At 37.5% G+C, this 22,772-nt stretch carries 34 protein-coding genes and 1 pseudogene; 34 read left to right on the top strand and 1 reads right to left on the bottom strand.

Features of this window, described 5'->3' with window-relative positions; genetic code table 11:
* Positions 1-63 precede the first annotated feature (63 nt).
* The 13 genes from JF50_RS11320 to JF50_RS11390 all read left to right on the top strand — a co-directional run bounded on the left by JF50_RS11320 (position 64) and on the right by JF50_RS11390 (position 6,688).
* Positions 64-627 (top strand): hypothetical protein, encoded by a 564-nt coding sequence (locus JF50_RS11320; RefSeq protein ID WP_039609595.1) that lies wholly within the window; start codon positions 64-66, stop codon positions 625-627.
* Positions 628-662: 35 nt separating this feature from the next.
* The gene (locus JF50_RS11325; RefSeq protein ID WP_039609596.1) at positions 663-977 is read left to right on the top strand and encodes a hypothetical protein; all 315 of its coding nucleotides are present in this window, start codon (positions 663-665) and stop codon (positions 975-977) included.
* A gap of 117 nt (positions 978-1,094) precedes the next feature.
* Complete coding sequence (locus JF50_RS11330) at positions 1,095-1,322, top strand: hypothetical protein (protein ID WP_039609597.1); 228 nt, start codon at positions 1,095-1,097, stop codon at positions 1,320-1,322.
* A 126-nt stretch (positions 1,323-1,448) separates the two neighbouring features.
* Positions 1,449-1,874: a hypothetical protein gene (locus tag JF50_RS11335; protein ID WP_152614523.1), complete on the top strand. Its 426-nt coding sequence runs from the start codon at positions 1,449-1,451 to the stop codon at positions 1,872-1,874.
* Positions 1,875-1,960: 86 nt separating this feature from the next.
* A complete protein-coding gene (locus JF50_RS11340) occupies positions 1,961-2,227 on the top strand; it encodes a hypothetical protein (RefSeq protein WP_039609599.1) in 267 nt (88 codons plus the stop codon).
* Positions 2,228-2,402: 175 nt separating this feature from the next.
* Positions 2,403-2,759 (top strand): hypothetical protein, encoded by a 357-nt coding sequence (locus tag JF50_RS11345; protein ID WP_039609600.1) that lies wholly within the window; start codon positions 2,403-2,405, stop codon positions 2,757-2,759.
* A gap of 368 nt (positions 2,760-3,127) precedes the next feature.
* Complete coding sequence (locus JF50_RS11350) at positions 3,128-3,418, top strand: hypothetical protein (RefSeq protein ID WP_039609601.1); 291 nt, start codon at positions 3,128-3,130, stop codon at positions 3,416-3,418.
* A gap of 111 nt (positions 3,419-3,529) precedes the next feature.
* Positions 3,530-3,925 carry a hypothetical protein gene (locus tag JF50_RS11355; RefSeq protein ID WP_039609602.1) on the top strand — a complete coding sequence of 132 codons (396 nt, stop codon included), beginning with the start codon at positions 3,530-3,532 and terminating at the stop codon, positions 3,923-3,925.
* A 48-nt stretch (positions 3,926-3,973) separates the two neighbouring features.
* Positions 3,974-4,336 (top strand): hypothetical protein, encoded by a 363-nt coding sequence (locus JF50_RS26945; RefSeq protein WP_152614524.1) that lies wholly within the window; start codon positions 3,974-3,976, stop codon positions 4,334-4,336.
* Positions 4,337-4,459: 123 nt separating this feature from the next.
* The gene (locus JF50_RS11365) at positions 4,460-4,669 is read left to right on the top strand and encodes a hypothetical protein (RefSeq protein ID WP_039609604.1); all 210 of its coding nucleotides are present in this window, start codon (positions 4,460-4,462) and stop codon (positions 4,667-4,669) included.
* Between the two features lie 596 nt (positions 4,670-5,265).
* On the top strand, positions 5,266-5,922 hold the full coding sequence (locus JF50_RS11380; protein ID WP_039609607.1) for a hypothetical protein: 657 nt from the start codon (positions 5,266-5,268) through the stop codon (positions 5,920-5,922).
* Between the two features lie 24 nt (positions 5,923-5,946).
* Positions 5,947-6,228, top strand: a complete 282-nt coding sequence (locus tag JF50_RS11385) for a hypothetical protein (RefSeq protein WP_039609608.1) — start codon at positions 5,947-5,949, stop codon at positions 6,226-6,228.
* Between the two features lie 103 nt (positions 6,229-6,331).
* Positions 6,332-6,688: a hypothetical protein gene (locus tag JF50_RS11390; protein ID WP_039609609.1), complete on the top strand. Its 357-nt coding sequence runs from the start codon at positions 6,332-6,334 to the stop codon at positions 6,686-6,688.
* Between the two features lie 160 nt (positions 6,689-6,848).
* On the opposite strand, the pseudogene JF50_RS27845 reads toward JF50_RS11390, so the two are convergent.
* Positions 6,849-7,067, bottom strand: a pseudogene (locus tag JF50_RS27845) (site-specific integrase).
* A gap of 306 nt (positions 7,068-7,373) precedes the next feature.
* Here JF50_RS27845 and JF50_RS11395 point away from each other — a divergent pair.
* The 21 genes from JF50_RS11395 (at position 7,374) to JF50_RS11500 (ending at position 22,673) form a co-directional block, all read left to right on the top strand.
* Positions 7,374-7,964, top strand: coding sequence for a hypothetical protein (locus JF50_RS11395; protein ID WP_039609610.1), 591 nt, complete (start codon positions 7,374-7,376; stop codon positions 7,962-7,964).
* Between the two features lie 116 nt (positions 7,965-8,080).
* Positions 8,081-9,142, top strand: a complete 1,062-nt coding sequence (locus JF50_RS11400; RefSeq protein WP_039609611.1) for a DUF1413 domain-containing protein — start codon at positions 8,081-8,083, stop codon at positions 9,140-9,142.
* 439 nt (positions 9,143-9,581) lie between these two features.
* On the top strand, positions 9,582-9,911 hold the full coding sequence (locus tag JF50_RS11405) for a hypothetical protein (RefSeq protein WP_039609612.1): 330 nt from the start codon (positions 9,582-9,584) through the stop codon (positions 9,909-9,911).
* Positions 9,912-10,066: 155 nt separating this feature from the next.
* A complete protein-coding gene (locus JF50_RS11410) occupies positions 10,067-10,837 on the top strand; it encodes a hypothetical protein (protein ID WP_235423420.1) in 771 nt (256 codons plus the stop codon).
* Positions 10,838-11,184: 347 nt separating this feature from the next.
* Positions 11,185-11,481, top strand: coding sequence for a hypothetical protein (locus JF50_RS11415; RefSeq protein WP_152614525.1), 297 nt, complete (start codon positions 11,185-11,187; stop codon positions 11,479-11,481).
* A gap of 106 nt (positions 11,482-11,587) precedes the next feature.
* Entirely contained in the window at positions 11,588-12,121 is a 534-nt protein-coding gene (locus tag JF50_RS11420) for a hypothetical protein (RefSeq protein ID WP_039609614.1), read from the top strand.
* Positions 12,122-12,336: 215 nt separating this feature from the next.
* Positions 12,337-13,479, top strand: coding sequence for a pectate lyase family protein (locus tag JF50_RS26055; RefSeq protein ID WP_052262256.1), 1,143 nt, complete (start codon positions 12,337-12,339; stop codon positions 13,477-13,479).
* A 97-nt stretch (positions 13,480-13,576) separates the two neighbouring features.
* Complete coding sequence (locus tag JF50_RS11430; protein WP_039609615.1) at positions 13,577-13,891, top strand: hypothetical protein; 315 nt, start codon at positions 13,577-13,579, stop codon at positions 13,889-13,891.
* Positions 13,892-13,940: 49 nt separating this feature from the next.
* A complete protein-coding gene (locus JF50_RS11435; protein WP_039609616.1) occupies positions 13,941-14,306 on the top strand; it encodes a VanZ family protein in 366 nt (121 codons plus the stop codon).
* Positions 14,307-15,235: 929 nt separating this feature from the next.
* A complete protein-coding gene (locus JF50_RS11445) occupies positions 15,236-15,718 on the top strand; it encodes a hypothetical protein (protein ID WP_039609618.1) in 483 nt (160 codons plus the stop codon).
* 85 nt (positions 15,719-15,803) lie between these two features.
* The gene (locus JF50_RS11450) at positions 15,804-16,148 is read left to right on the top strand and encodes a hypothetical protein (protein ID WP_152614526.1); all 345 of its coding nucleotides are present in this window, start codon (positions 15,804-15,806) and stop codon (positions 16,146-16,148) included.
* 127 nt (positions 16,149-16,275) lie between these two features.
* The gene (locus JF50_RS11455; protein WP_039609620.1) at positions 16,276-16,728 is read left to right on the top strand and encodes an FxLYD domain-containing protein; all 453 of its coding nucleotides are present in this window, start codon (positions 16,276-16,278) and stop codon (positions 16,726-16,728) included.
* A gap of 326 nt (positions 16,729-17,054) precedes the next feature.
* Entirely contained in the window at positions 17,055-17,369 is a 315-nt protein-coding gene (locus JF50_RS27535; RefSeq protein ID WP_235423421.1) for a hypothetical protein, read from the top strand.
* Entirely contained in the window at positions 17,362-17,670 is a 309-nt protein-coding gene (locus JF50_RS11465; RefSeq protein WP_039609621.1) for a hypothetical protein, read from the top strand. The genes JF50_RS27535 and JF50_RS11465 overlap by 8 nt, the downstream gene beginning before the upstream one ends.
* Positions 17,671-17,923: 253 nt before the next feature.
* Positions 17,924-18,220 carry a hypothetical protein gene (locus tag JF50_RS11470; protein ID WP_039609622.1) on the top strand — a complete coding sequence of 99 codons (297 nt, stop codon included), beginning with the start codon at positions 17,924-17,926 and terminating at the stop codon, positions 18,218-18,220.
* Positions 18,221-18,453: 233 nt separating this feature from the next.
* Positions 18,454-18,768: a hypothetical protein gene (locus JF50_RS11475; protein ID WP_152614527.1), complete on the top strand. Its 315-nt coding sequence runs from the start codon at positions 18,454-18,456 to the stop codon at positions 18,766-18,768.
* A 114-nt stretch (positions 18,769-18,882) separates the two neighbouring features.
* The gene (locus JF50_RS11480) at positions 18,883-19,323 is read left to right on the top strand and encodes a hypothetical protein (RefSeq protein WP_200890402.1); all 441 of its coding nucleotides are present in this window, start codon (positions 18,883-18,885) and stop codon (positions 19,321-19,323) included.
* 419 nt (positions 19,324-19,742) lie between these two features.
* On the top strand, positions 19,743-20,078 hold the full coding sequence (locus tag JF50_RS11485; RefSeq protein ID WP_039609624.1) for a CC0125/CC1285 family lipoprotein: 336 nt from the start codon (positions 19,743-19,745) through the stop codon (positions 20,076-20,078).
* Positions 20,079-20,182: 104 nt separating this feature from the next.
* Positions 20,183-20,542, top strand: a complete 360-nt coding sequence (locus JF50_RS11490) for a DUF2867 domain-containing protein (protein WP_200890403.1) — start codon at positions 20,183-20,185, stop codon at positions 20,540-20,542.
* On the top strand, positions 20,533-20,679 hold the full coding sequence (locus JF50_RS27890; protein ID WP_419177510.1) for a DUF2867 domain-containing protein: 147 nt from the start codon (positions 20,533-20,535) through the stop codon (positions 20,677-20,679). The genes JF50_RS11490 and JF50_RS27890 overlap by 10 nt, the downstream gene beginning before the upstream one ends.
* A gap of 731 nt (positions 20,680-21,410) precedes the next feature.
* Positions 21,411-22,673, top strand: coding sequence for a hypothetical protein (locus JF50_RS11500; RefSeq protein WP_039609626.1), 1,263 nt, complete (start codon positions 21,411-21,413; stop codon positions 22,671-22,673).
* The last annotated feature ends 99 nt before the right edge of the window (positions 22,674-22,772 follow it).

Genomic DNA, 22,772 nt, shown 5'->3' on the forward strand with positions numbered 1-22,772 from the left:
TCGCTAATTTTAGCCTGCTATTTTGTGCCGTTTACGGCAAGCGTTATGTTTTAAGTTTAAGTTATGGAATACGTTGATAAGTTTATAAGTTCATATTCGAGCCATAGCTTCCAAAAAATACAGTTCTGTCCTCAAAATGATTCACACGGCAAGTTTTTGGATATAAATTCAGAATTTCGTCGCAAAGTCGGCGAGCGTCTTATTAATGGTCAGTGTATTGGAACTGGTGAAATTTTAAGAGATATAATGCTTGAAGAATCCAAGTTTTCGGAAGCAACTTGGGGGGCAACCAATTTATTGTCGGAAATAGCCGCTTTGCTACTCATACAAACTGGCTCACAATATTTAAAAGCATTTTTTGAAGCTAAAGAAAGAACTTTTGATACAGATTGTGCTCTCAACGGCAACATAGTGGAAGTAGCGGTGATACAAGGAATAATAAATGAACTTTCCGATGGAAATTTAAAAAGCTCGGATTTCTACATCGACTATTTTCAAGATTATGTGCCAAGTGTTAAGAAGCTTTCAAACTATCAACAGAAAGCAAATGAAAAAATATTAGAAAAATACAATAATAGTAAAATCAAGGTCGCAAAGCCTTGGTGGCGGCGAGTATTTAAAACATAACAACTATTAAGGCGTTAGGTACAGCGGAGAATTTGGTGTTTAAAGAAAAGTTAGCTGATCTATTTGAAGAAGTTAAAACATCACTAATTGATGAAGGCGAAAAGAGCTTTGCCAAGCAACTCGATACTTGTGAAATACAATCTTGTAGTTCATTTGCCTCAGATAACTCTGCATTTACTATTGAATTTGTGGGTTATGACTCCAAAGAAATCGAAGATACATTCCCTACAGGTAATGCTGAATATACAGTTATGATAACTTACTCAATTAAAAATAAAGTTATCGGTTTAGAAATTATTGGTTGTGAAAATACAAAGTTACAACAGCAATTATTGGTAATTTGCACCTAAAAAGAGGACTGGAAGTGCGGATAAAAAACGGTTGGCTTTGTTCGTACCTCACAAATTATAGCCAACTATTTTTAACCGTTTATTTGCGGCGTTATATAACATTCGGGAATCGGAGAAATGAGTAAAACCTTACTAATAATCGGTATAGCTCTCGCAGTTGCAGGTGCACTGATGTTTATTGCTGACTTCTTACCAGTTGATTTCCTAAAACAGAGTTCAGAAGAAAGTTATCTAAAAATTGAAGCTAGTAAATCATTTTCTCTCGTAAGCTACAGGTTACATTTTTTAGTTGTTGGTATTGTGTGTTTGGTGGCTTATAAATTTAAAAATTTAATTGGTTTTTAATGTGTTACTTAACACATTAATTATACAATGAGCTGCAAAAAAGCAGACTTGCGCTCATTCTTCACTTAGTTTAGCCTGCTATTTTCCGCCGTTTATTAAGGCGTTATGTTTCAACATGGAAAGCAAGTGCAAGAGAAAAAAGTAAATTGTGGTAAATGTGATGTGCTCATTCTAAGAGCTACATTCGATAAAACTGGTGGTTTTTGCATGCCATGTTTCATGGAGCTAAATAATGGGCTAAGGCCTACCGAATTAGATGCTCTGAAGGAAAAAGGCTTATTTGAGTACTTTAATCGGTGGAATATATTTGTAAAAAATGGTGTTCCGAAAATCAAGAGAAATCTGAGTGTCATTGACAAGTTAAACCACTATCTTCCGGTTATAAATGCTTCTATATCTGGGTATCTACGGTTTGGTAAGGGGAGTTTTGACGGGCATAAAAACTCTGAACTCCTTGTCGAATTAAAGGTATCTAGCGAAGGAGAGCTTCTAGAGTTCTTGTCTGAGGTTGAGAGATTTAATAACGAGCTAATGAATGTGACAAAAAAATAACAATCGCAGGTTGTCGGAACGTCTTTCCGCTCCTTTGTCGCTACAAGCCATCCGCAACTGAGGGCGTTATGTTTATAGGTGTAGATATGCTTGAATATTTAGCTTCGTGGGCATCATCAAAATCCAAGATATTTAGCTGTAAAAGTTTATTCGTTGAATTGTCAGAGAAACTTGGTGACGAAGTAAAAGCTCAATACATTGAAATTGAAGGGAACGGCTTACTATCTAGAGCAACTTTGTGGGAAACAGGTAACCTAGTTTTAGAAGCCATTGACATTGAATCAGAGCCGTATGCTATATCGGAAATCTATGAGTTGCGAGATCATGCTCAACTGGACGGCAAACTAAATTAGTGGCTAAGTGAAATTGCCACTTATGAGAAAGTCTAAACATAACAAACTGTTTAAGAGTTATTCGCAACGTGTTGTGTTTTCACTATGCGTTGCTTTTAGTGTTTAAGGTGGTATGCAGCGGCTTCGGTATTGCGTTGCTCACACCTTAACAGAGTGTTATGTACCAAGGGAGCTTATGAAATTAACATTCAAGATTGTGATTGCACTGGTGTGCATTCTGTTTGCGGCATACCATACTTACTTCTTTGTGCTTCCCAGTGTAACGGTGATAAACGACTCAAAATCGGCAGTTGAAAGCGCAAGAGTTAACTTGCCAAGCTCAGGTTTGGACTTTGGCCCCATTAATGCTGGCTCGAAGAACACGATTTTCTATGCGTTAGAGCAAAGTGAGGGTGTTTATCAATACCAGTTCAAAATTGAAAGTGGTCTAGTCTTGTCGGGTAAGTGTGGTTACGTTACAAATAACGAGGTTAATAAACGTGTGGTTCTTTTGGTTAAAGAAAATCAGGTAACCTGCCAATCAAGCACATAACAATCGCATCAAGTAGCCGCTGCGTTTTGCTGTCCTTTATGCGGATCACATGGATTTCCCCCGATTGCCAACGAATTCATCTTTTATAATTAGGTATGAGATTGCACCTCTACATTCGGCCTATTGATGGCAAGCCAAATGGGACAGGCACAAATTTATTGCTGTAATCTTCTCTATTTTATAAATGTATCTGTTCAACTTGCTCTTTTTCAAAGATTACTATTAAACGACAAGTGACGTACTTTAACCATTTCTAATTTGGTGACATCTGCTTAACTTATTGTTAGGGTTGAGGGTATCAAAGTGCGTATTTGAAAAGCTGTTGTTATGCGGCATTTTTCGTAGATAAAAATGTTAGGTCTAAAATCATGCTCGAAGAGTTTCGATACATTTTGTCACCATTAAATGTAAAAAAGCACCCCGAATGGGGAGCGTTTATAGAACTAATTGATTACGAGCATAGAGATTATATTGAAGACGTATTATGTGAGCATTTTGATTTGGATTATGCGTTTAGTTCTAACGAATATGTTACAGGCGACTACGTTTTATACTTTTCTGCAAACGCCACATTTGAAGCCGTAGAAAAAGCGGTGAATGAAATCAATCATTACCACAATATAAATAATAAAGAATATAAAGTGGCACCTTATACCTAACAAATAATTAAACAGGGATTAAAAACAGCAGGCTTGAGCTCATTCTTCGCTTAGTTTAGCCTGCTATTTTTGCGCCGGTTAAGCGAGTCGTTGCATGCCTTGGAGGGAATCGTGCATATTACTATTAGTTTTAAAACATCGATGTTTGATATCTCAACGGAAAATAAGAACCCTATTAACCCAATTTATGGAGAATCACTTTTAAAATGGTTAAAACAAGAGTTGGATTCCGAGTTTGAAATTACAGAGCCAAATGCAGAGGATTGGGGCTGGTATTGCTACATTACATGGAATACTTGGCAATATATGCTGGGCGCATCTACTTACTTCGAAGAAGGTGATGATCCCAAATCAGAATTAGAATGGATCTTCCAAATAGATAAGCCTCGTTCCCTTAAAGAAAAGCTCCTTGGCAGAGAAAAGATATCAATCGCTGACAACTGTGTGCTATTTTTTAAATCAAAGTTTGAGGCACAACCAAAATTTAACTCTGTAGCTTTTGAGTAGTAGGCATATAACAAGTCAATAATGGCATGAATGCTTCGGACATTGAGTATGATGAAAAGAATAGTGATAACAATCATATCATTCTCTTTGATAGCATTAGTTATATTAGCTGTGCCATCATGTAACCTCTGGAACAAATCATTAGGGGTTGGTAAAAACCTTAGTAGAGATCAGGTTCATAATATTTTAGGCATGCCCAATCAAGAGTGGGCTAAAGCCTCTAATATGGATATCTGGATTACAGATTTTCTCCTTGGTGGGGTGCGTATAGATATTTTATACAGCGGTAAAAACTGCAATTGGGATAATCGTTCAATATCCTCTAACTCATGCAGCGTTCGAGGTGTTTATCGGACTTATTATTTTATTTGGGGTAACAGTTGGTTTTTTTCCTACAAAAAGCATACATAATAAGCAGTTTAAAAGCGGACAAAACTCAGTTGGCTGGTTTCGCTCCGCCCCACATTATAGCCAGCTAAATTTTGCCTTTTTACTGAGGCGTTATATTTTTAATCAACATTGGATGTTTACCTTATGAAAGCATTGATTATTTATTGTGTTTCCATTTTCTTATTGTTTAACTTGAGTGGCTGTAGCCCTTCAAAAGAAAAGCAAATTATGCTTAGACAGTCTGAAGAAGGAATGAGTTTTCACGGCCTAAAGAAAAGTAGAGCTTTGGAAGCTGTAGACGTACTTGCAGCAACATTTCCTGAACTAGACAAAACAAAAAATTGTGTCGATTAAATTTGATGATCTAGAAAATGCATATTTTATCGTTCCTGAACATTATATGGCTGTCACTTCAGAATTGACGACTGAGATTAGAGAGTTTTACTATGTCGCTTTATGCGTAGCGCTTCGCGCGCAAAAAAAGCTCAGGAAATTTACAAATTATCAGGGCGTTATGCTGTAAGATGAATGACAGAAGCATAAAGCTAACTGCAAAGGTTATATTAGTAATATTATGTATTATACTGTTGATTCCAGCAGGATTTTCTATATATGGTATTTACTTCGCTTTAACTGATAATGGGCCCAATAGCCATGAAGGCTATATCGGAGCAGGGCTGGTATCTTTCTGGTCCGGTTTAATATGGGCGCCTTATCTTTTCATCTTGTATAAATCAAAAAGTTATACTAGGAAAAACTTTAAGCTAATTTGCTCAATACCAGTTGTCGTGCTTGTTTTATGTTTCCTAATTGCAATATAGTTTTGCAACATGACAAACGCTTTAACCAATGGACGCAAAACAGCAGGCTTGCGTGCCTTCGTCGCTAGTTTTAGTCTGCTATTTTGCGCCGGTTAAGTGAGGCGTTATGCGTAAAAAGGAGCTTCGTAGTTGAGTGCGCTATCCAATCAAATAGACGAAATATTGCTAGAGCCGATGAAAATTCCAGGTGTTTTCGAAAAGCTCTTCAGTTGGATTGAAAAAAACGGCTTCTACGAAGATACGGAAGATGGGAGGGTTGGTTATCTATACCCAATCAGCAAGCTTAGATCTGAGTGGGGAGACAATGAAAGGCCTGGCGGAACATTAATTGAATTCTACGCCGAGAAAGACTGCGATTTATTTTATTTCATAAATGAAAAAACAAAGGGCCGACTGCGGGTCTTCGCCAGAACTGGTGGTGATGGGTCAATGGCTGCGTTTTGGATTGACGATGAAGGGCAACAAAGGATTGTACATATAGGATCAGGCTCTGGATCTATGCTGGCTTGTGTCTTGTGTGATGACCCTCTGGACTTTTTGAGGCTCATTGCTATAGGTTACGATGAAATCTGCTGGAATGATGAGTTTGAACTTACACCTAGCGAAAGCTTCAAAAATAGTAACTTTGTGGTTCAACCAAATTTGAAATATCAGGATTGGCTAGTTCATGAGTTTCAAACCTCTATCCCAAGAAAGGCAAGTGAAATAGTTAAAGAACCAGTGGAATTTGGAGATGAAGACTCGAACGATCCGTTTTGTAAGTGGTTAATAGAAAATGATGCATAACAAAGCTAGCCTAATGGAGTCTGGATGTATAGAGTAACTTTGGTTTGCAAAGGATTGAATCACTCAGTCGGTTCCAAGGTTTCTAACTATATCCTAGAAGAGTTTAAAGAGCATCGGAATTGGCATATTAATCCTCAGTGCAAATGGCTAAATAATATTCTGAAGTTTACTTCAGAAACGGACTTCGACGATGATGGCCAAGCAACGCTGGATGAGTTTGGAGATTGTTTAGTAGCATGTGTAGAAGATTACTGCGACTCTAAAATTACTATTGAATCTGTTGAAAAAGTTGGAAGAGGCATATAACAAGTCAATCAATCAGGACATAAAATCACAGGCTTGCCGCGAGGCGGCAGTGTAGCCTATAATTTCTGCCTATTATTAAAGCGTTCTGTGCTTTCGGAAGCTTATGAAATTAACATTCAAGATTGTGATTGTACTGGTGTGCAGTCTGTTTGCGGCATACCATACTTACTTCTTTGTGCTTCCTAGTGTAACGGTGATAAACAACTCAAAATCGGCAGTTGAAAGCGCAAGGGTTAACTTGCCAAGTTCAGGTTTGGACTTTGGTCCCATTACTGCTGGCTCGAAGAGCACGATTTACTATGCGTTAGAGCAAAGTGAGGGTGTTTATCAATACCAGTTCAAAATTGAAAGTGGTCTTGTGTTGTCGGGTAAGTGTGGTTACGTTAAAAATAATGAGGTTCATAAGCGTGTGGTTCTTTTGGTTAAAGAAAATCAGGTAACCTGCAAATCAAGCACATAACAATCGCATCAAGTCGCCGCTAGGTTCTGCTGCTCTATATGCGGGCCACATGTATTTCCCCCGATTGCCAACGAATTCACCTTGATAATTTAGGTATGAGACTGCACCTCTACATTCGGCCTATTGATGGCAAGCCAAATGGGACGGGCACAAATTTATATTATTGGAACTTAAGCGATAGGCTAAGTGGTTGTTTGATGATCTCTTTATACATATACACAAGTGCATTGAGCGCCTGAGCTTGAGTATTTGCAGCCACATTTTGTTGGTTAGCTTAGTGACTCACAAACTGCTCTACCGCCTCCTCACAGAGTGTTTTTGGATGCAATATATTATTAAATCGAATAAAGGAAGTTATCCAATAGAGGTAACATGAAATGGTACTTTTGGCATATCTTCAAGTATACAGATGTGCCTGAATTAGGATGGGAGTGGTGATTTAATAAGCAGTTCCATTTTAATTTATTTACATGTATATATACAGTGCTCAGTGTTTGTCAAATATCACTGCTATACGACAAGTGATGTACTTTAACCATTTCTAACCTGGTGACATCTGCTTAACTTATTGTTAGGGTTGAGGGTATCAAAGTGGGTATTTGAAAAGCTGTTGTTATGCGGCATTTTTCGCAGGTAAAAATGTTAGGTCTAAATTTTGTTTTAGCGTTAAACTCTAGAGGGAACAATGAAAAACTTTATAATATCCATTGTTAAACTAACTAAAAGACATGCAATTGATACTGCATTGCTCATGACTTTAACATTAGGGGCTTCTTTAGTAACGGATAATGGTATTTGGAAATACATCCCGTTTATTCTATCTATCACGGATACGCCCTCAGAACCAAGAATATACGATCTAGTTCTCGGCTATATCCTCATATTTTCTTCAGTTAGTGTTCTTTGCATTAAACATTTTTCGGAAATTAATCACAAACGTAAGCTTGAGCTTTTGCAATTGAACGAAAAGATCAAGGAGCGTGAATATAAGCATCAAGCTGATATGCTAATACAGCAAGAAAACCATGAAAAAGAATGTCATGCACATGAGCTGGCGGTCAAAGAAAAAGATTATCAGATTGAGCGCATGAAGATTAAAGGCGATGGCGTACTAAAAGCTCGAGAGTTAAATAATATTCGAGAGCTAGAATCAGAGAAAGTAGCTTTAGATGCAAAGCGAGTTGATTTAGAAGCAAAAATCTTAGTATTAAAAGAAGCAGCAAAAGATCAGGAAGCGCACAGAACCAACACTAAAAATGTCCTTAAAGATCTATAGGCCTAACAAACGTATTAACGCGGACTGAAAAAGCTTGGCTTGGTTCGTGCCTCACCAACTTTAGCCAAGCTTTTTCAGCTGGTTATGCGGGCGCTAAGCGACAAGAGAACTTATATATGGACGAAATATTCAAATCTATTAAAGCATTTTTATATGAAAGAAGTGCAAGCCCTCTTTTTGGGGCGTTTGTTATTTCTTGGTGTGCATGGAATTACAAATTTATAGTTACTCTACTATCCTCTGAAAAGCTTGACGATAAATTCTCAAAAATTGATACTTTATTTGATGATGTGGCAATAAATTTGTATTTTGTTGTTGTTCCATTTTCTGGTGAAATACTACATGGTTTTATAGCGCCTGCTATTGCTACTGCATTTTATATATATGTTTACCCTAGCTTAGCTAAGCCAGTTTTCGAGCATAGCCTTAAGAAACAAAAAGAACTAAGAGAAATTAAACAAGCAGAAGAAAACAACAGATTACTTAGTGTTGAAGAATCTAGAAAACTACACACAAAAATAGCCCAACTACAAGCAGAGTTTGATCAAGATACTCAAGACTATCGTTCTCAAATATCAAGCCTAACAGAAACTATAAATAATCTAGAAAAAGATCTTAAAGAAGCACAAGGAAGTAACAGTGTTACACCTAGTAAATTTGATGATATCAATGATGCTGAACCTAAAGAGTTTGATGAGTCCACAAGAGAAAAAATCGAATCACTCCCAGCAGGTGAGTTTCAATTATCAGACTTATTCACTAAAGAAAGCTGGTCAATATTAGATCCTACGCTTAAAAAATCCCTTGGAAAAAGACTTAAAGCCAGGGCAGAACGTGGTGACTTTATGAACGTCACATATAAAGGGAGAGGAACCGGCAATCAGGCTATTTACATAAAGAAGTTAAATGAATCATCAAATCTACTAGATGAAAATGTCGCAAGCTTATTAGCAAACTTTTCAGGCTTACCTGATAACCATGGATATACATCTAATATGCTACAAGAAGAGATAGGAGAAAATATTGAGAATATTAGAGATGCAATTGATAGGTTGTTAGAGTTGAAATTTATAGACCGTCTTGGTCAAAATGAAGATGGAGGTATGCTTTATAGGCTTTCCAAAGATGGTCGAAAGTATTTAATTGAAAACAACCTCTTATCCAATGAGCCCGCTTAACAAGCGCAAGCAACAGGACAACTACTTTTTGCAGGCGTTATTTTTTTGCTAAGTGCTGATTCTAAAAGTTGAGAACTTTTGAATGTGCCAACCCGAATTTGATATTGAAGTAATTTTTAAGGAGTTTACTCCTAGCTTATTAGAGTTAAAAGCAATTCGAGAGTGCGACCGAAAAATAGCACATGTACCGTTAAAACGTTTGAAGAAAGATTTAACAAAAAGCTCTGTCTATAAAATTACAGGTCTAACAAAGTTAGAATTGTCGAGTGTAATAAGTAAATTTCGAAATTACAGCATTGAGTACAAAGTAAGATAAAACATAACAAGATGATTAAGCAAATGGACGTATTAAAGTTGGCTAGGCGTTCGTTCCTCACTGATTTTAGCCAGCATTAATACGGCGCTTATCATGGCGTTATATGCCCTTAAAGGATTGTGCATGAATCAAAACTTATATTTTCAAACTAACAATTTTGATTCTTCTAATGAACTGGCTAATTACGTACATACAGAACTCTTAAAGTTAGGTATTTCTGCAAGCAAACCAATTGATTCGGACTATATGTTTTCAACTGAGCTGAATCTAGACGGAGTTACTGTAGATGTATTTATGGGAAAAAACGATGAAGATACAGAAATTCCACTTTGGCAAATTTGGCCAGAACAAAGGTTTCCTTTCCTCAAAAAGATATACGGCAACGCAAACAAAACAGCTGAACTAAAAGTAAAAAATAAAATAGAAAGATTGTGCGTAATATCAATGGTGTAAGTTCCATTGAGTGGGGCATATAACAAATTAATTAAACAGCGGGCGCAAAACAGCAGGCTTGCGCTCATTATTCGCTTAGTTTAGCCTGCTATTTTTAGCCGTTTATTTGCGGCGTTAGATTTCTTTCATCAAATCCAACACCGGTAAAATTTGCAATGTTGAATTTCAGAATTACAAAATACGATCCTAAAAATAGAAATTCGGATGGTCATTACAAAGTTGATGAATGGACGTGTCCGTCAGATGTCGGGAAAACATTTAATGGAATTGAGTTTAAAGCATCGGAATACTTTAAAATTGAAGAAAAGTATATAAATGCTGTTATAGAGTGCCTCCAGTCCAAACACATTAAGCACCTTCGAGTAGTAGACCTTGAGTCTAAGTTTCTAGAAGATAACCTTTCGGATAAGGATAACCAGTGGTTAGTTCGCGAGGAGTTTAAGAATATTAAACTCTTTGAAGACAAGAAACTTGAAATAGATGATCTTAAAATTGTAATCAAAATGATTTTACGAGGTTTTCTGTGGTGCAGATTGGAGATTAATGAACAATTTAGTCTTAGGTTTGGTTGGGACTACTACATGTATATCTGTTGTTTTGATTTAAATGAGGGCACGATTAAAAAAATTAGTGAAACGGGATTGTTTGTTGAGCTACTGGAACCTCTTTACGATATTAAACGTTACGATTTTTATATCCAAACTTGTCGTGCTGACGAAGATGGACATACCTTAGTTGAAGAAGAGACACTCCTGAAAACTATGACTCGGGAAAAAATAAAGAAAGGTTTAGATCTTTCTGATGAACATACAGGAGATCATAATTTTGATATAACTCCTCAAAATTATGCAATGTTTAAAAATGATATCGAGTTTAACTTCACGGAACATGAGTATTGTCTATATTGCGATAAGATTTACATATAGGTTAAAACGAAATCTAACAAGTCAATTCAGCAGGACAAAAAACAGTTGGTTTTGCTTCTGCGTCGCTAATTTTAACCAACTGATTTTTTGCCTCTGATTGAGGCATTAGATGGCACAATCGAGGTTTAGAGTGAGTAAATCTTTAAGGATAAGAGTGACAGTCGTTTTCTCTGCTGTAATTGGTCTAGTAGCTTTTCCAATTAGTTTGATTTTTAGATATGACTTTTTTATCTTTCCTTCGTTATTGCTTGGTTTTTTTCTGCCATTTTTTTTACTTCTAGAGTGGAAAATTGAAAGAGTATTGAAAGGCCTATGTGTAATATTATATGGGATTTTTGGGGGGGATATTGATACCTCAAATCGTTGAGCAATATATTCCTGAAAGTTTTTCACAAAACTTTGAAATATATAAAAACCTGGTGGTTTTCGCATGCTCTGGAGCAGGTGGGAGCATAATTGCATCACATGCTGAACAACTGTATCAAGCCGATGAAAAACAAGAGGTTAAAGAAACCGTAGTCGATAAAACTCAAAAAATAGAACAACTGATTACAAGTGTAGAGGAATTGAGAAAAACAACTATCCGAATTCATATTACATATGGGGTTTTGATTCTTATTGGTGCTGTAGCACTTGCTATTTAACAAGCCAATCAAGGTGGACGCGCAATGCTAGGCTCGCGCTCATTCTTCGCTAATTTTAGCCTAGCATTACTTGCTACTGATTGCGGCGTTAGGCATTAAGAAAAGTATGGACGAAAACATTAAGGTCGGAGATTGGGTCAGAAGCTATGGCTCAGGAATATGGAGAGTTCACCGAATTCTAGAACTCAATGACTTCGATATTCCAAGCCAAAGTTACAAACCTAGAACTGTTGTTTTCTCTTCACGCTTTGTAAACGACTCTTATAAGCGCTCCTTTTCAACTGAATGTTGTGATTTAGCGTTTGTTTCTCTTTTGGATTCTGATGAAAAACACGAGTTGGATTCGTTTATAAAAAACAACCCTGAGCTGGTTGCAAAATTCGATACTTACAAACCTAAGAGTATTGATGCTATTTACAACGCAAGTGTAAATATACCTTCATCAGGGTGCACGACAGACATAGAAGAAAGGCTATCTACGTTCCAAGAATTAAACTTAGAGCAGTTATATCATCAGCTAATTGAATTTAAAATTGGTTCAAATGGAGCAAAGGGATGGACAGCTCAATTTATTTCAAATAATCATGAGTGCTGTGAAGGTAAATTGTTATATAGCTTTTCAAGAATATTGGCATTTTGATGCCTAACAAGCTGATAAAACCGTGGACAAAAAAGTTGGCTTTTGCTCCTTCGTTGCAAATTTTAACCTGCTATTTTGTGCCGTTTACGGCAAGCGTTAAATGCATGGGTAGCTGTTCAACCCTACTTACAATGGGCTGTACTGCAGTGTTGCCTAGTTTTAAAAAGGAATGCGTAATGATTCGCTATTCTTGTTTAGTGTTAATGGAGAGTTTCATGAAAAGGTTTATTGTTTTTTTAGTTCTGTTTCTACTTAATCATTCTGTAAGCCAAGCAGAGGCGTCTTGCCCGATTAGTGATTTCACTCAATTGTCTGGTGGGATAAACGTAATCAAGCCTAATTGTGTCATTGATACTAAGTCACTCATGGAGCGTCGCTCTGGATTTGCAAAAGGTGTATATGGTGGTTACTCGTCAGGAAAGGTTTACGTGGTAACAAACCTTGAGGATAGCGGGGCTGGGACTCTTCGTGATGCCCTTGAAAATGGTTCTTCTTGGATAGTCTTTGGAGTGTCAGGAACAATTAGTTTAGAACGAAGGTTAGATGTACCATCTGATGTGACAGTTGATGGTCGTGGGGCAAGCATTAGATTGCAAAACTATGGCTTATACATCTCTCAATCGGAAAATGTCATAGTAACTAATATCATAATCGAAAACGGTGTGGCAGATAGTCGCGATGCAATTGGAATAAATAACTCAAATGTAATATGGGTAGATCATACGACGTTAAGGAATTTCCCTGATGGTTTATTAGATATAACACGAGCGCATCGTAATAAAACTCGGGTGACTGCAAGTTGGAATAGATTTGAGAATCATAATAAAACTATGTTGATTGGTTTGCATAAAGATGCTGCGGAAAGTGACAGGGATATTTATGTTACGCTCCACCACAACTATTTTGCCGGAACAGGTCAGCGTCACCCACGTCTGTCCCAAGGATATGTTCACATGTATAACAATGTCCTTCTCTGGAGGTATTTGGGAGCCCAGTCTTATGATAATGGCCGACTATTAATGGAAGCCAATTTCCTTTCGACATTGGATCCGTCCAATTTAAAGGCCACTTCATATGAGTTAAATAATTCTAGTATACCTTCTGGTTATATTCGTGCTCCAATGAGCGGTGTTAACTCAAATGTTATAGTTGGAAATGAAGCGATTGTTGTACTTGAGAATGGGTTCGTCAATATACCATCTTACCATTACGCCATAGATGAACCTTCTAAGTGCATATACTACAAAGTAACTTTGAATGCAGGTCATCACTGGGATGCAAAGTCTAGTTTGACAGACGCTTTGAAGAGGCCTGCCATTCCTAATTCACCTCTTAACTGTGTTACGTATCAAAAATGACGTCAAACGCTTGGCTGATGTTCATTCTTCGCTAATTATAGCCAAGCATTTTGTTCCGTATATGCGGGTTATATAAGCCAAGGTCAGCAATAAGTGTATGTCTCAAAGTAATGAGTGGTTTGATATAAAAAACGATATAGCAAAGTTTATGGTTCCCAGATTGGATGACTACATCGAGAAGTTCGCTTTAGAAGGTGTCGCTATACCAACATGGTTGTTAAGTAAATCAATTAGCAAGGATGCAGCAGAGTTATCGGATCAGGAAATCGAATTGTTACGTGAAGAGTGGCTAGAAGTATTAAAGGCAATACAGCTTGCTTTTCAGAATGTGCTTGAAGGTAACTCCTCTAGCCCGGCGGTACAAAGCGGTTTGGATCTATTTGCTAAGTATTATATTCACTTATGGGATTAATGATTTATAACACCGTTTGCAATGGCGTTATAGTGATTCGGAGAATATCTTGAAATCTTTGTTAAACTTAGTTCAACTTCATTGGTTGTTATTCACGGCTTTAATAGTTCTGGCGATTACTGTTTTGTCCTTATATCCGCTGGATAATCTCCCTTCCGTTCCTGGGACAGATAAAACTCACCACTTTATTGCTTATGGGGCTTTGGCATTTCCAGTAGCGTTAGCGAGACCCAAAAAGTGGCTGTTATTTATCGTCGGTTTCTTGGGTTATAGCGGTGCTATTGAATTAGTTCAGCCATTTGTAAATCGGTATGGTGAGTGGCTCGATCTAGGCGCAAATGGTTTAGGACTCGTTGTAGGTATTATCATTGCGTCTTTTGCTCGGTCGATTTGCCTGAAAGAAAAGTCTCTATAATCATAGGTTTAAGAGTGATTCACTATGCACGATGCTCTCACTTCAAGCAAGTTTCGTGTTTATGGCACATTGCGTTAGGTAAGGTAGTTGCGTTGTTCACCCCTTAATTTGCGTTTTATTGCTAACGATACCTTGGCATGAATCATAGTGGGAGTATGGGGTGTAAATATCAATGGTAGTGATTCATTTGCTGATGTTTATGATGGTTTTTTTTATATCTATAATAATGGTGCAAGTCCAGAGTACGCCTGCTCAAAAGTAAAGGAGTCGTTTCCCGAGTATTTTAAAGACTTTGAAGATTCAAATAACTCTTGGTTTGCAATAGCTTACGCGCAGTGGGAGACAAAGAGTCTAAAACAAAGTGTATATGGGAAAGCCCTATCATTCATAAAGAGTGGAAGTGATTTTATACTCTTGTAAGAATTGGGGGCTAGCAAAGACGATATAAAGAACCGGAAAATCACACTGAATTCGTTTCTCGAAGCAATATCATGTGAAAAGAAAACCAAGAAAGACGTAATAAGCCAAAACATGACTTTCGTATCAATAAGTTAGTTGATCTTGTCGTGCCTGGTAATTAGAAAGTCTTTTCGCTTACCGAAGAGTTTAGGGATGGTCAATATATCCATACGTCTGCGCTAATGATGTGGGGCTCTGAGGGTGGTTCAGTTTTTTATTTCAGTAAAGAGGGTGTACAAGTTAACGCAGAGTGGAGAGATTCTCAGATACTTGCTGTTACCATTGAAAAGATATCGAGTGTTCAAAAAAAGATTACTCTGCATTTTACTGCGGTGATAAAGTATAGGTGATTTACCTTTTTTGGTAACGCAATAGAACAATCGGCTGCGCCGGGCAAAAGCCGCCGTCAAAAAGTTGCTCTGTGAGCTTGGCATTAGTTTTAAAATCAAAATTTAGAGTTAGGAATATAAATGAAAAAATTAGTTTGTTATTTGGCTGTTGCACTTATTGTTGGTTGTTCATCTACTTCACGTATGATCGACAGTAATATAGATGTTGCAGAATTAAATAATGGAACAGAACTTTCTCAATCAAAAGTAACGATTTATCTAAACAATGAGGGTACAGATAGAGCCTCTGTTCGTTTTGAAACTCGATATAAATCAGAACCAAATAGAGTTCATAGATTGTATATATTTGATGAAGACGTACCTGCATTAAAGTTATTGCTAACTAAAGTGCTGAAAGATGAACTAACAGTTCAAGATATGTTGGAGCCTGTCAGCTTTGGTCGTGATAAAGGTATGTTCGGACAAACTAAAGCTGGAGATAAAGAGTATGTCAGGATCAATACAGTAGAAGGTTCTTACTTGTTTCCAGAATCATCAATTCCGAATTTAATTAATGTACTTAATCAACTTCAGGACGCAGCAAAACGTAAAACTAACAAATAAATAATGTTCGCCCAACATGTTGGTCTGGGACGCAGTAAGCTGCGCCCCAGATTTAAGCGTTATAAGTATTTTTAAGGGTAAAGCATTGAGTCAATTTGAATTCACGATAGGCTATTTAGAAAAAAGACTAAACCTCCTAGTTCAAAAGTTAAAAACTGAAGACTTTAACCAACAAGTGTTGGATGAAAAGTTGGATATTGAATTGGCTATAAAAAGCCTGAAATTCAATGTGGAGTATGGCATTAGTGTTTCAGATACCGTTAAAGTATTGCCGAGCCATACAGAGCAAAACTACGGTGAATGGTTTGAATATCGCATCATGAATGACCATGAAACAGATGATGTGAATAAATGGACTAAAGTTAAAGATTCAAAAGGTTTATGTATAACGGCATCGCCCGGTGACTTACTTGTTATAAAGTCGGTGTAGGCGGGTCCGGTTTCTTACAAGCACTTTAAAGTGGACAAAATTCAGTTGGCTGGTTTCGCTCCGCTTTACATTATAGCCAACCAAATTTTGCCTTTTAACTAAGGCATCATAAGTCTAGGAGAATTTTGTGCCATCTAAGAGTTTTGACGAAGTATTAAAAGGCTTCTTTTGGGGTCTTGGTTTCTCGCTTTCTGTCATTGGTATAGGCACCGTTTATACATTGAAAATGGCAGCGCATGTGGATAAAGGCTTTAAAGAAAGTCTACAACTAAATGCTATGAATTCAATAAACGAATTAGCCCCTAGCTACGAAGTTAGCTTGTCTGAACTATTCAAGGAAAATGGCAGAGTAAAGATTACAGCAGAACTAAAAAACACCTCAAGCGAAGAGCTTTATACTGTAGGGGTCATAGCGTCAACTTTTGATATCAATGGCAAGTTCATTGGTAATTGTATCGGTAAAGGGAGTGAAATAACTTTAGCTCCCAAAGAGATTAGCTATATTGAAATTGATTGTGACTTTTTCAGAATTCAAAGTGAGAAAGTTCATTCTGCAAAAGTTAAAATCAAATGGATATAAATTCTTTATAACAAGTTAATTAGGCAAAGGGCGCAAAACAGCAGGTTTGCGCTCCTTCGTCGCTTATTTTAGCCTGCTATTTTTCGCCGTTTATTAAGGCGTTAAGTGGCTGTGCAGTCTCGGGTGGCGTATTGAGTTTTAGTGTTAAATCAAAGTTATTTTAAGCGGTGGGGTTATTGCTTTAGCTTCTGCGTTCTGGCATCTTCTTTGTATCTATTGGTGGACCTAGTTGGTTTGTGTTTGCTCGTGCACCTTAACAGATCATAGACTCTGCGGTTCAAGGTACTTTACTTGCTCCTATTGGCACTATAATCGTTGCAGGTTTAATGTTTTCCTGTACTGTATTTGCTTTTTCGGCAGTCGGTTTAATTCGCAAAGTACCTTTACAAAAATCAGCTCTAATGACGATTGCATTACTTTGTACTTTGCGCGGTTTACTTGCTATCCCAACATTTGTAACTCCTTCGGGCTTTGATATTTGGCAAATTGTAGCGAGCACTATAGACCTGTTAAATCAGTCATATAGTAAGCGCTTTAACGCATGGACTAATAAAGCTTGGCTTGGTTCGTGCCCCACCAATTATTGCCAAGCATTATTAGCCCGTTATGCGAAACGTTATATTTACAGAGACTATGAATAACTATCAGATATTACTTGAATTTAAGCAGCCTTGGTTCGTTAGTGATTTGACGACCAGCAAAGTGAGTGCCGAAAGTGACTTAAAACTGTGGTTTCAAGTGGAGTGCAATGACGAGTGCAAAGGTATTGAGATTGAGGGCTTAGACGACCTAGACCTTATCTCTAATTTGCTTCAGTCAGAAAAGGTAATCATATCTGAAGAGTTAAACACACAACGAGAGTTTGGAACAATTCGTGTAGAGTGTTGGGTTGATGGCTGTTATTCAGAGTTTTGGTGTTCTAAAGCTGAGCTGTCAACATGACAAACTGTTTAACAAGGACAAAACATAGTTGGCTTTTGCGCCTTTGCTGCTTATCCCGCCCAGCTATATTTTATCCCTTAATAGGACGTTTTCTGTTATGGAGTGCTTACAGAATACTGATATTTATTCTAGTTGTATTAGCTTTGATTAATTTTAAGGTAGCCGTGTGTGCTCAAGATTATTTAGATGGTTACTCGGCTCAAAAAAAGTTTTTAGTTGCTGTTAACCTCGCGGATTTTTTATATCGGAGACGTTGTTAGAACTTATCGACCTCCGGTTACCCCAAGCTTTTTGTAGACTTGATACAGGGTATGCTTTTAAAGTTTTAGAATTACTAAAAAGTGAATCTCTGTCATATATGGAAGCTGAACAGTCTTCAATATGTGGAGCTAACTCCCCAAACACGAAAAATTATTGGTCTAATAAAATTGGCGATGAGTTTGTTATAAATGGTAAAGTTTATAATGATGAAAACTATATAAAAGCTGTTTACCCACTCAATAAAGCAATTTTCTTCATGGCAGATATTGTAAAAGCAGCTAACAAGTAATTAAACAGGATTAAAGTAGTGGCTTTTCGCTCTACTCAATTTTAGCCCACACTTTTTAACCTGTTAGTCGAGTGTTAGAAACAGAAGGAAGAATCTCATTGCATCTGAAATTTTTGCTCATAATTTTGTTATTCCAATCATTCAATGCACTGAGTATATGTCTGCCAGATATGGTGGATTACAGTCTGGAAGGTGAATTAAAAAGAACTTCAGCTGTCATAATTGCGACTCCTGTGAATAGGACATGGGAGCAAGATAAGAAAGAGCCTGAGTTTTATTCAGGTGCCATATACCAATTGGAAGTGCATGACGTAATTTATACTAGTTCAAGCTACAATCTAGAATTGTGGGACCCAAATGATAGTGGACGCTTTGCTCCTGATATAGGCCAGCGCTATTTAATGTTTATGCTTGAAAATGAAGATGGTTCTCTATCCGTAGATTATTGTGGTAACTCTGGTTTATTATCTGAAAGGGAAGGGTTGGTTCCTAAAATACGTTCTTTAATGCATGAAAGGCGCAATTTGGACTCCCAACCAGGCCGTTAAAGCGTGGATGTAAAACAGCAGGCTTGCGCTCCTTCGTCACCAATTTTAGCCTGCTATTTTGTGCCGTTTACGGCAAGCGTTATACGAATCTCAAATTTGGTGTAAAAATACATTATGTATGAATGGAATGACCTGAAAGAAGAGTTTGAAGCAGACGGAAGCTTAAGAGATATTTATATTGAAAATATTACGGTTAATAAATGGAACCAGTTCCTAGATTATGCCAAGTCTTCTAAGTATAAGCTTGAATTCACTCATGGTGACCAGTCTATTGAAATACCACAAAACTTAAAGTCGATAAAAGAGTTGCAGGAAACTGAGCCAACAACTCTTTTTATTTGGTTAAATGAAAATATTCAATTAAATTGCCACTTTTTCATAGAGACGGAAATAGAGTTGGATTTGTCACCTTACGACATACGTAGTGAAAAAGATTTTAGAGTGTTGTTGGCGTTTATAGAAGACCTAGCTCAAGCGTTGGAAAATCGAGTCATTGTTACTCATGAAGGAAGGCAGGAACAAGTAATTTTGAGCTGCGATTGTAAACTCGTATAACAAGTTAATCAATTAGGACATAAAATCAATAAGCTTGCCGTGTGGCGGCAGTGTAGCCTATACTTTGAGCGCTATTATTAAAGCGTAATACACACATTGAAAATGTTCTAGGATTTGTTCGTAACGGTGCAACTTTAGCAAATATGGATGAAGGGGTTTTACCTTCCTTTGTAAAAGGAATTTTAATCATATCTGCAGGTTGGGATAATTGGTCTGGCTGTTATCTTCTCTCAGAGTCCAAAGAAAGCGATGCTACCTTACGTGTTATACATGAAAAGTATATAGTGCAGTAAAGGTGTTGCCTATCAAACGCCTTAACCAAAGGACGCAAAACAGCAGGCTTGCGCTCCTTCTTCGCTAATTTTAGTCTGCTACTTTACGCCGGTTAAGCGAGGCGTTTTGGTAACATCGAGTAAAAAATGAAAAAGTGTCTCTTTTTTAGCTTGTTTCCTTTTTTTATTTTCGGTTGCGCTACTCCATACAAGCCAAACGGCATGGGGGGAGGCTACGATGATTGGAAACTTGGTGAAGGTTTATACCGTGTCGCATTTCATGGAAATGGACATAGTACAAAACAGCAGGTAAATGATTATTGGCATAGGCGTTCTTCTGAACTTTGCAACGGAGATTATGAAGTGCTAGAAGTTCATAAAACGGTTAGTGTTATGGGTATAAGCGGGGAGTTGTCTTCTTCGCTTTCTGTTAATCAAGAAGCTGAAATACCAATTCAAATTGGAAAAATCCAATGCCTTTAATGGGTTGTACCATAGCAAACGTATTAACACGCTGCGCGTGTTTGGGACAAAAACACGTAGGCTTCGCTTGTCATTTTACCCGTTATGCCTGTTGGGAGAAGTACATGTCAGTTCCAAAACATTCTGAGTTATTTGATTACGCCAAAGGGGCCTATTTTTCTGATAGCTTTTCACGCGAAATTCCTAATACTAACCAAACCGCACTCGATGTCTATCTTGAAATCGCGAAACAAACGCCAGTGTGGGTCTCATTCTTAATGGCAGCGAGGAATCGCATCGTATCAATGCTTGGTTTAAAGCACTTAGGTCGACTTCAGGATGTTATGTTAGCTGAAAGTGTAGCAAGCATTGGCGTTGGTGAGAGAATCGGTATTTTCACGTTACACAGTAATAGCGATACTGAAATTGTCTTAGAGGACAGTGACAAGCATCTTGATGTAAGAGTATCGTTTTACTGGACGTAGTTGGCGATAAGGTCACAGTACACGCAACCTCTGTGGTACATGTACATAACATGTTTGGCAAAGTGTACATGTTTTTTGTTGCCCCAGTTCACAAGCTCATTGTTCCGAGTTCGTTGAAAACGTTGGCGCAGGGATAACAAAACGTTTAAGAGAGATCCCCAATGCATGGCATTTTTCATTCCATTATTGGGTTTCGTGTTAAAGAGATATGGTTAGGTTTTGTGGTGGCGTTGCTCACAAAAACTCAGTCGGACAGGCACAGAGATATTGCTGTCATCATTTCTAGCTTGTATTTGTAATTTAGGTATCCCTGTAACACCCCCATCAACCTCACACCACAGCCATTAAATAAAGTTATCGCCAGTAAATGTGAGAGGGCACTGTGTTAGCAATGCGGCGATTTCCAGTTCAGTCTTTACAACGTGGCGCTTTTATTGAAATTAAGCGAGAGACTCAGAGGTTGTTTGATGGTCTCTTGATACATATATACAAGTGCATTGAGCGCCTGAGCTTGTGTATTTTCAAGCCACGTTTTGTTGATTGGTTGGGTGGCTCAAAAACTGCTCTACCACCTCCACATCAAGTTTTTTTGGTTCAATAAATTATGAAATCGAATAGAGGCGGTTATCCAATAGAGATACCATGAAAGGGTACTTTTGGTATATTTTTGCGTAGGAAGATACGCTTGGGTTATGGATCAAAAAGGTCGGTTTTATAACTGGTTCTATTTTGGTGACATCTGCTTTACTTATTGTTATGGTTCAGGGTATTAAAGTACGTATCTGAAAAGCTGTTGTTATGCGGCAGACATTACGCTGTTGTTATGCGACATTTGTCGTAGATAAAGATGTTAGAATTTGGGAATAAAATGGCGATATTTGCTGATGAAAAAGAGATGCAAGAATGGCTGAGTAGTCAATTAAGTTCAGTAGATGGTTTATCATCATTGATACTAGAACAAGAGTTATCAGTGACCCCTGCTAACGACCAAGAGAATAATGTTCTAGCGACTTTTAAATATTGTTATCAATCGCTACACCAAGGTGTAGTTATTTCAGAAGATACGAATATTTCTTTGGAGTCAGGGGACATAATGAGACCTGATTTCTTACTTTATGCGCCAGAATCAGAAAGTATGGTTATTATTGAACTTAAGAACTTTGCTGGAGCTACTAGACAAGCTGGTACCGAAATTAGTGCGTATGAAAGTGAGCTTAAAACATATTTGCCTTACATCTCTGATGGAGATCTTATTAGTGTCATTATTTCACCCGAATGGCCCACGCTACTTAGGCACTATGTTTTCAATGAAATATTCTGGCTTCGAAAAAACATCATCTGCCTAGAGCCAGTACTTGATAATCACGGTGAAAAAAAACTGAAGATTAGGTCAGTTAAAGACATTGTAGAAAACAATGAGTTACTATGTATTTCCGAGGAACATTTGGGTGGTCACCAAATTTGCTTATATGATCATCAATATGACGTTAAATCAGGTACTTCATCTTTGGATAATCATATCCAAAAGTTAAATGCAGCTATTATGGCTATGGCTACTAAAGGTTATAGTCAGAACAATAACGGTTTCGCATTTCTCTGGAAAGATTTAAGAGTACATTCTCAGGCCCCTTACAGTATTACGGTTGCAAATTTTGCTCCTTTTCAGTCGCTAGAAAGATTTATAAAGTCTGACTCGGTACATGATGGAAAAATCACCAAGGCACTAATCGATGTTGTGGGAGACCGCAGTCCTAGAGGTCATAGCAAGTCTCTCTATGCGATTTGCGAAGCAGGTACTAAGTGGTTGACGAGAATTACATCTCCTAAACTTGAAGGGTTTGGTTCTTGGGGTTTCTTAAGAGACCAAATGATGGAAAATTCAGAACTGATATCATTTCATGCTTGGGGTGTTTTTGGTGAAATTTATTCTGATAAGCTAGCAGAGTCTTATATGAATGGTAATGATACATGTCCAACCTGCCCAAAGTTAGGTCTTGATATGCTAGAAGAACTAATCGACAGTGATTACGAGTTCGTTGATATTAGTATGTATAACTATGATCCAAGTACTGATTCAGCATTCGATGAAGAAGCTATAAAACTATTGCCGCCTAGTGAAAGAAATTCATAACAAACTATTTAAGAATGATTCGCAACGCGTGGCATTTTTGCTATGCGTTGTGTTTAGTGGTTAAGGTGGTTTGCGGGAGCATTGGTATAGCGTTGCTCA

The sequence above is a fragment of the Pseudoalteromonas luteoviolacea genome, from assembly GCF_000814765.1.
GTDB classification, from domain to species: domain Bacteria; phylum Pseudomonadota; class Gammaproteobacteria; order Enterobacterales; family Alteromonadaceae; genus Pseudoalteromonas; species Pseudoalteromonas luteoviolacea_H.

Excerpts from the sequence above, each read along its gene's own strand:
- JF50_RS11320 (WP_039609595.1), top strand. The coding sequence starts at position 64 with ATGGAATACGTTGATAAGTTTATAAGTTCATATTCGAGCCATAGCTTC.
- JF50_RS11330 (WP_039609597.1), top strand. The coding sequence starts at position 1,095 with ATGAGTAAAACCTTACTAATAATCGGTATAGCTCTCGCAGTTGCAGGT.
- JF50_RS11340 (WP_039609599.1), top strand. The coding sequence starts at position 1,961 with ATGCTTGAATATTTAGCTTCGTGGGCATCATCAAAATCCAAGATATTT.
- JF50_RS11345 (WP_039609600.1), top strand. The coding sequence starts at position 2,403 with ATGAAATTAACATTCAAGATTGTGATTGCACTGGTGTGCATTCTGTTT.
- JF50_RS11350 (WP_039609601.1), top strand. The coding sequence starts at position 3,128 with ATGCTCGAAGAGTTTCGATACATTTTGTCACCATTAAATGTAAAAAAG.
- JF50_RS26945 (WP_152614524.1), top strand. The coding sequence starts at position 3,974 with ATGATGAAAAGAATAGTGATAACAATCATATCATTCTCTTTGATAGCA.
- JF50_RS11365 (WP_039609604.1), top strand. The coding sequence starts at position 4,460 with ATGAAAGCATTGATTATTTATTGTGTTTCCATTTTCTTATTGTTTAAC.
- JF50_RS11385 (WP_039609608.1), top strand. The coding sequence starts at position 5,947 with ATGTATAGAGTAACTTTGGTTTGCAAAGGATTGAATCACTCAGTCGGT.
- JF50_RS11390 (WP_039609609.1), top strand. The coding sequence starts at position 6,332 with ATGAAATTAACATTCAAGATTGTGATTGTACTGGTGTGCAGTCTGTTT.
- JF50_RS11395 (WP_039609610.1), top strand. The coding sequence starts at position 7,374 with ATGAAAAACTTTATAATATCCATTGTTAAACTAACTAAAAGACATGCA.
- JF50_RS11400 (WP_039609611.1), top strand. The coding sequence starts at position 8,081 with ATGGACGAAATATTCAAATCTATTAAAGCATTTTTATATGAAAGAAGT.
- JF50_RS11405 (WP_039609612.1), top strand. The coding sequence starts at position 9,582 with ATGAATCAAAACTTATATTTTCAAACTAACAATTTTGATTCTTCTAAT.
- JF50_RS11410 (WP_235423420.1), top strand. The coding sequence starts at position 10,067 with ATGTTGAATTTCAGAATTACAAAATACGATCCTAAAAATAGAAATTCG.
- JF50_RS11420 (WP_039609614.1), top strand. The coding sequence starts at position 11,588 with ATGGACGAAAACATTAAGGTCGGAGATTGGGTCAGAAGCTATGGCTCA.
- JF50_RS26055 (WP_052262256.1), top strand. The coding sequence starts at position 12,337 with ATGAAAAGGTTTATTGTTTTTTTAGTTCTGTTTCTACTTAATCATTCT.
- JF50_RS11430 (WP_039609615.1), top strand. The coding sequence starts at position 13,577 with ATGTCTCAAAGTAATGAGTGGTTTGATATAAAAAACGATATAGCAAAG.
- JF50_RS11445 (WP_039609618.1), top strand. The coding sequence starts at position 15,236 with ATGAAAAAATTAGTTTGTTATTTGGCTGTTGCACTTATTGTTGGTTGT.
- JF50_RS27535 (WP_235423421.1), top strand. The coding sequence starts at position 17,055 with ATGTTTTCCTGTACTGTATTTGCTTTTTCGGCAGTCGGTTTAATTCGC.
- JF50_RS11465 (WP_039609621.1), top strand. The coding sequence starts at position 17,362 with ATGAATAACTATCAGATATTACTTGAATTTAAGCAGCCTTGGTTCGTT.
- JF50_RS11480 (WP_200890402.1), top strand. The coding sequence starts at position 18,883 with ATGTATGAATGGAATGACCTGAAAGAAGAGTTTGAAGCAGACGGAAGC.
- JF50_RS11485 (WP_039609624.1), top strand. The coding sequence starts at position 19,743 with ATGAAAAAGTGTCTCTTTTTTAGCTTGTTTCCTTTTTTTATTTTCGGT.
- JF50_RS11490 (WP_200890403.1), top strand. The coding sequence starts at position 20,183 with ATGTCAGTTCCAAAACATTCTGAGTTATTTGATTACGCCAAAGGGGCC.
- JF50_RS11500 (WP_039609626.1), top strand. The coding sequence starts at position 21,411 with ATGGCGATATTTGCTGATGAAAAAGAGATGCAAGAATGGCTGAGTAGT.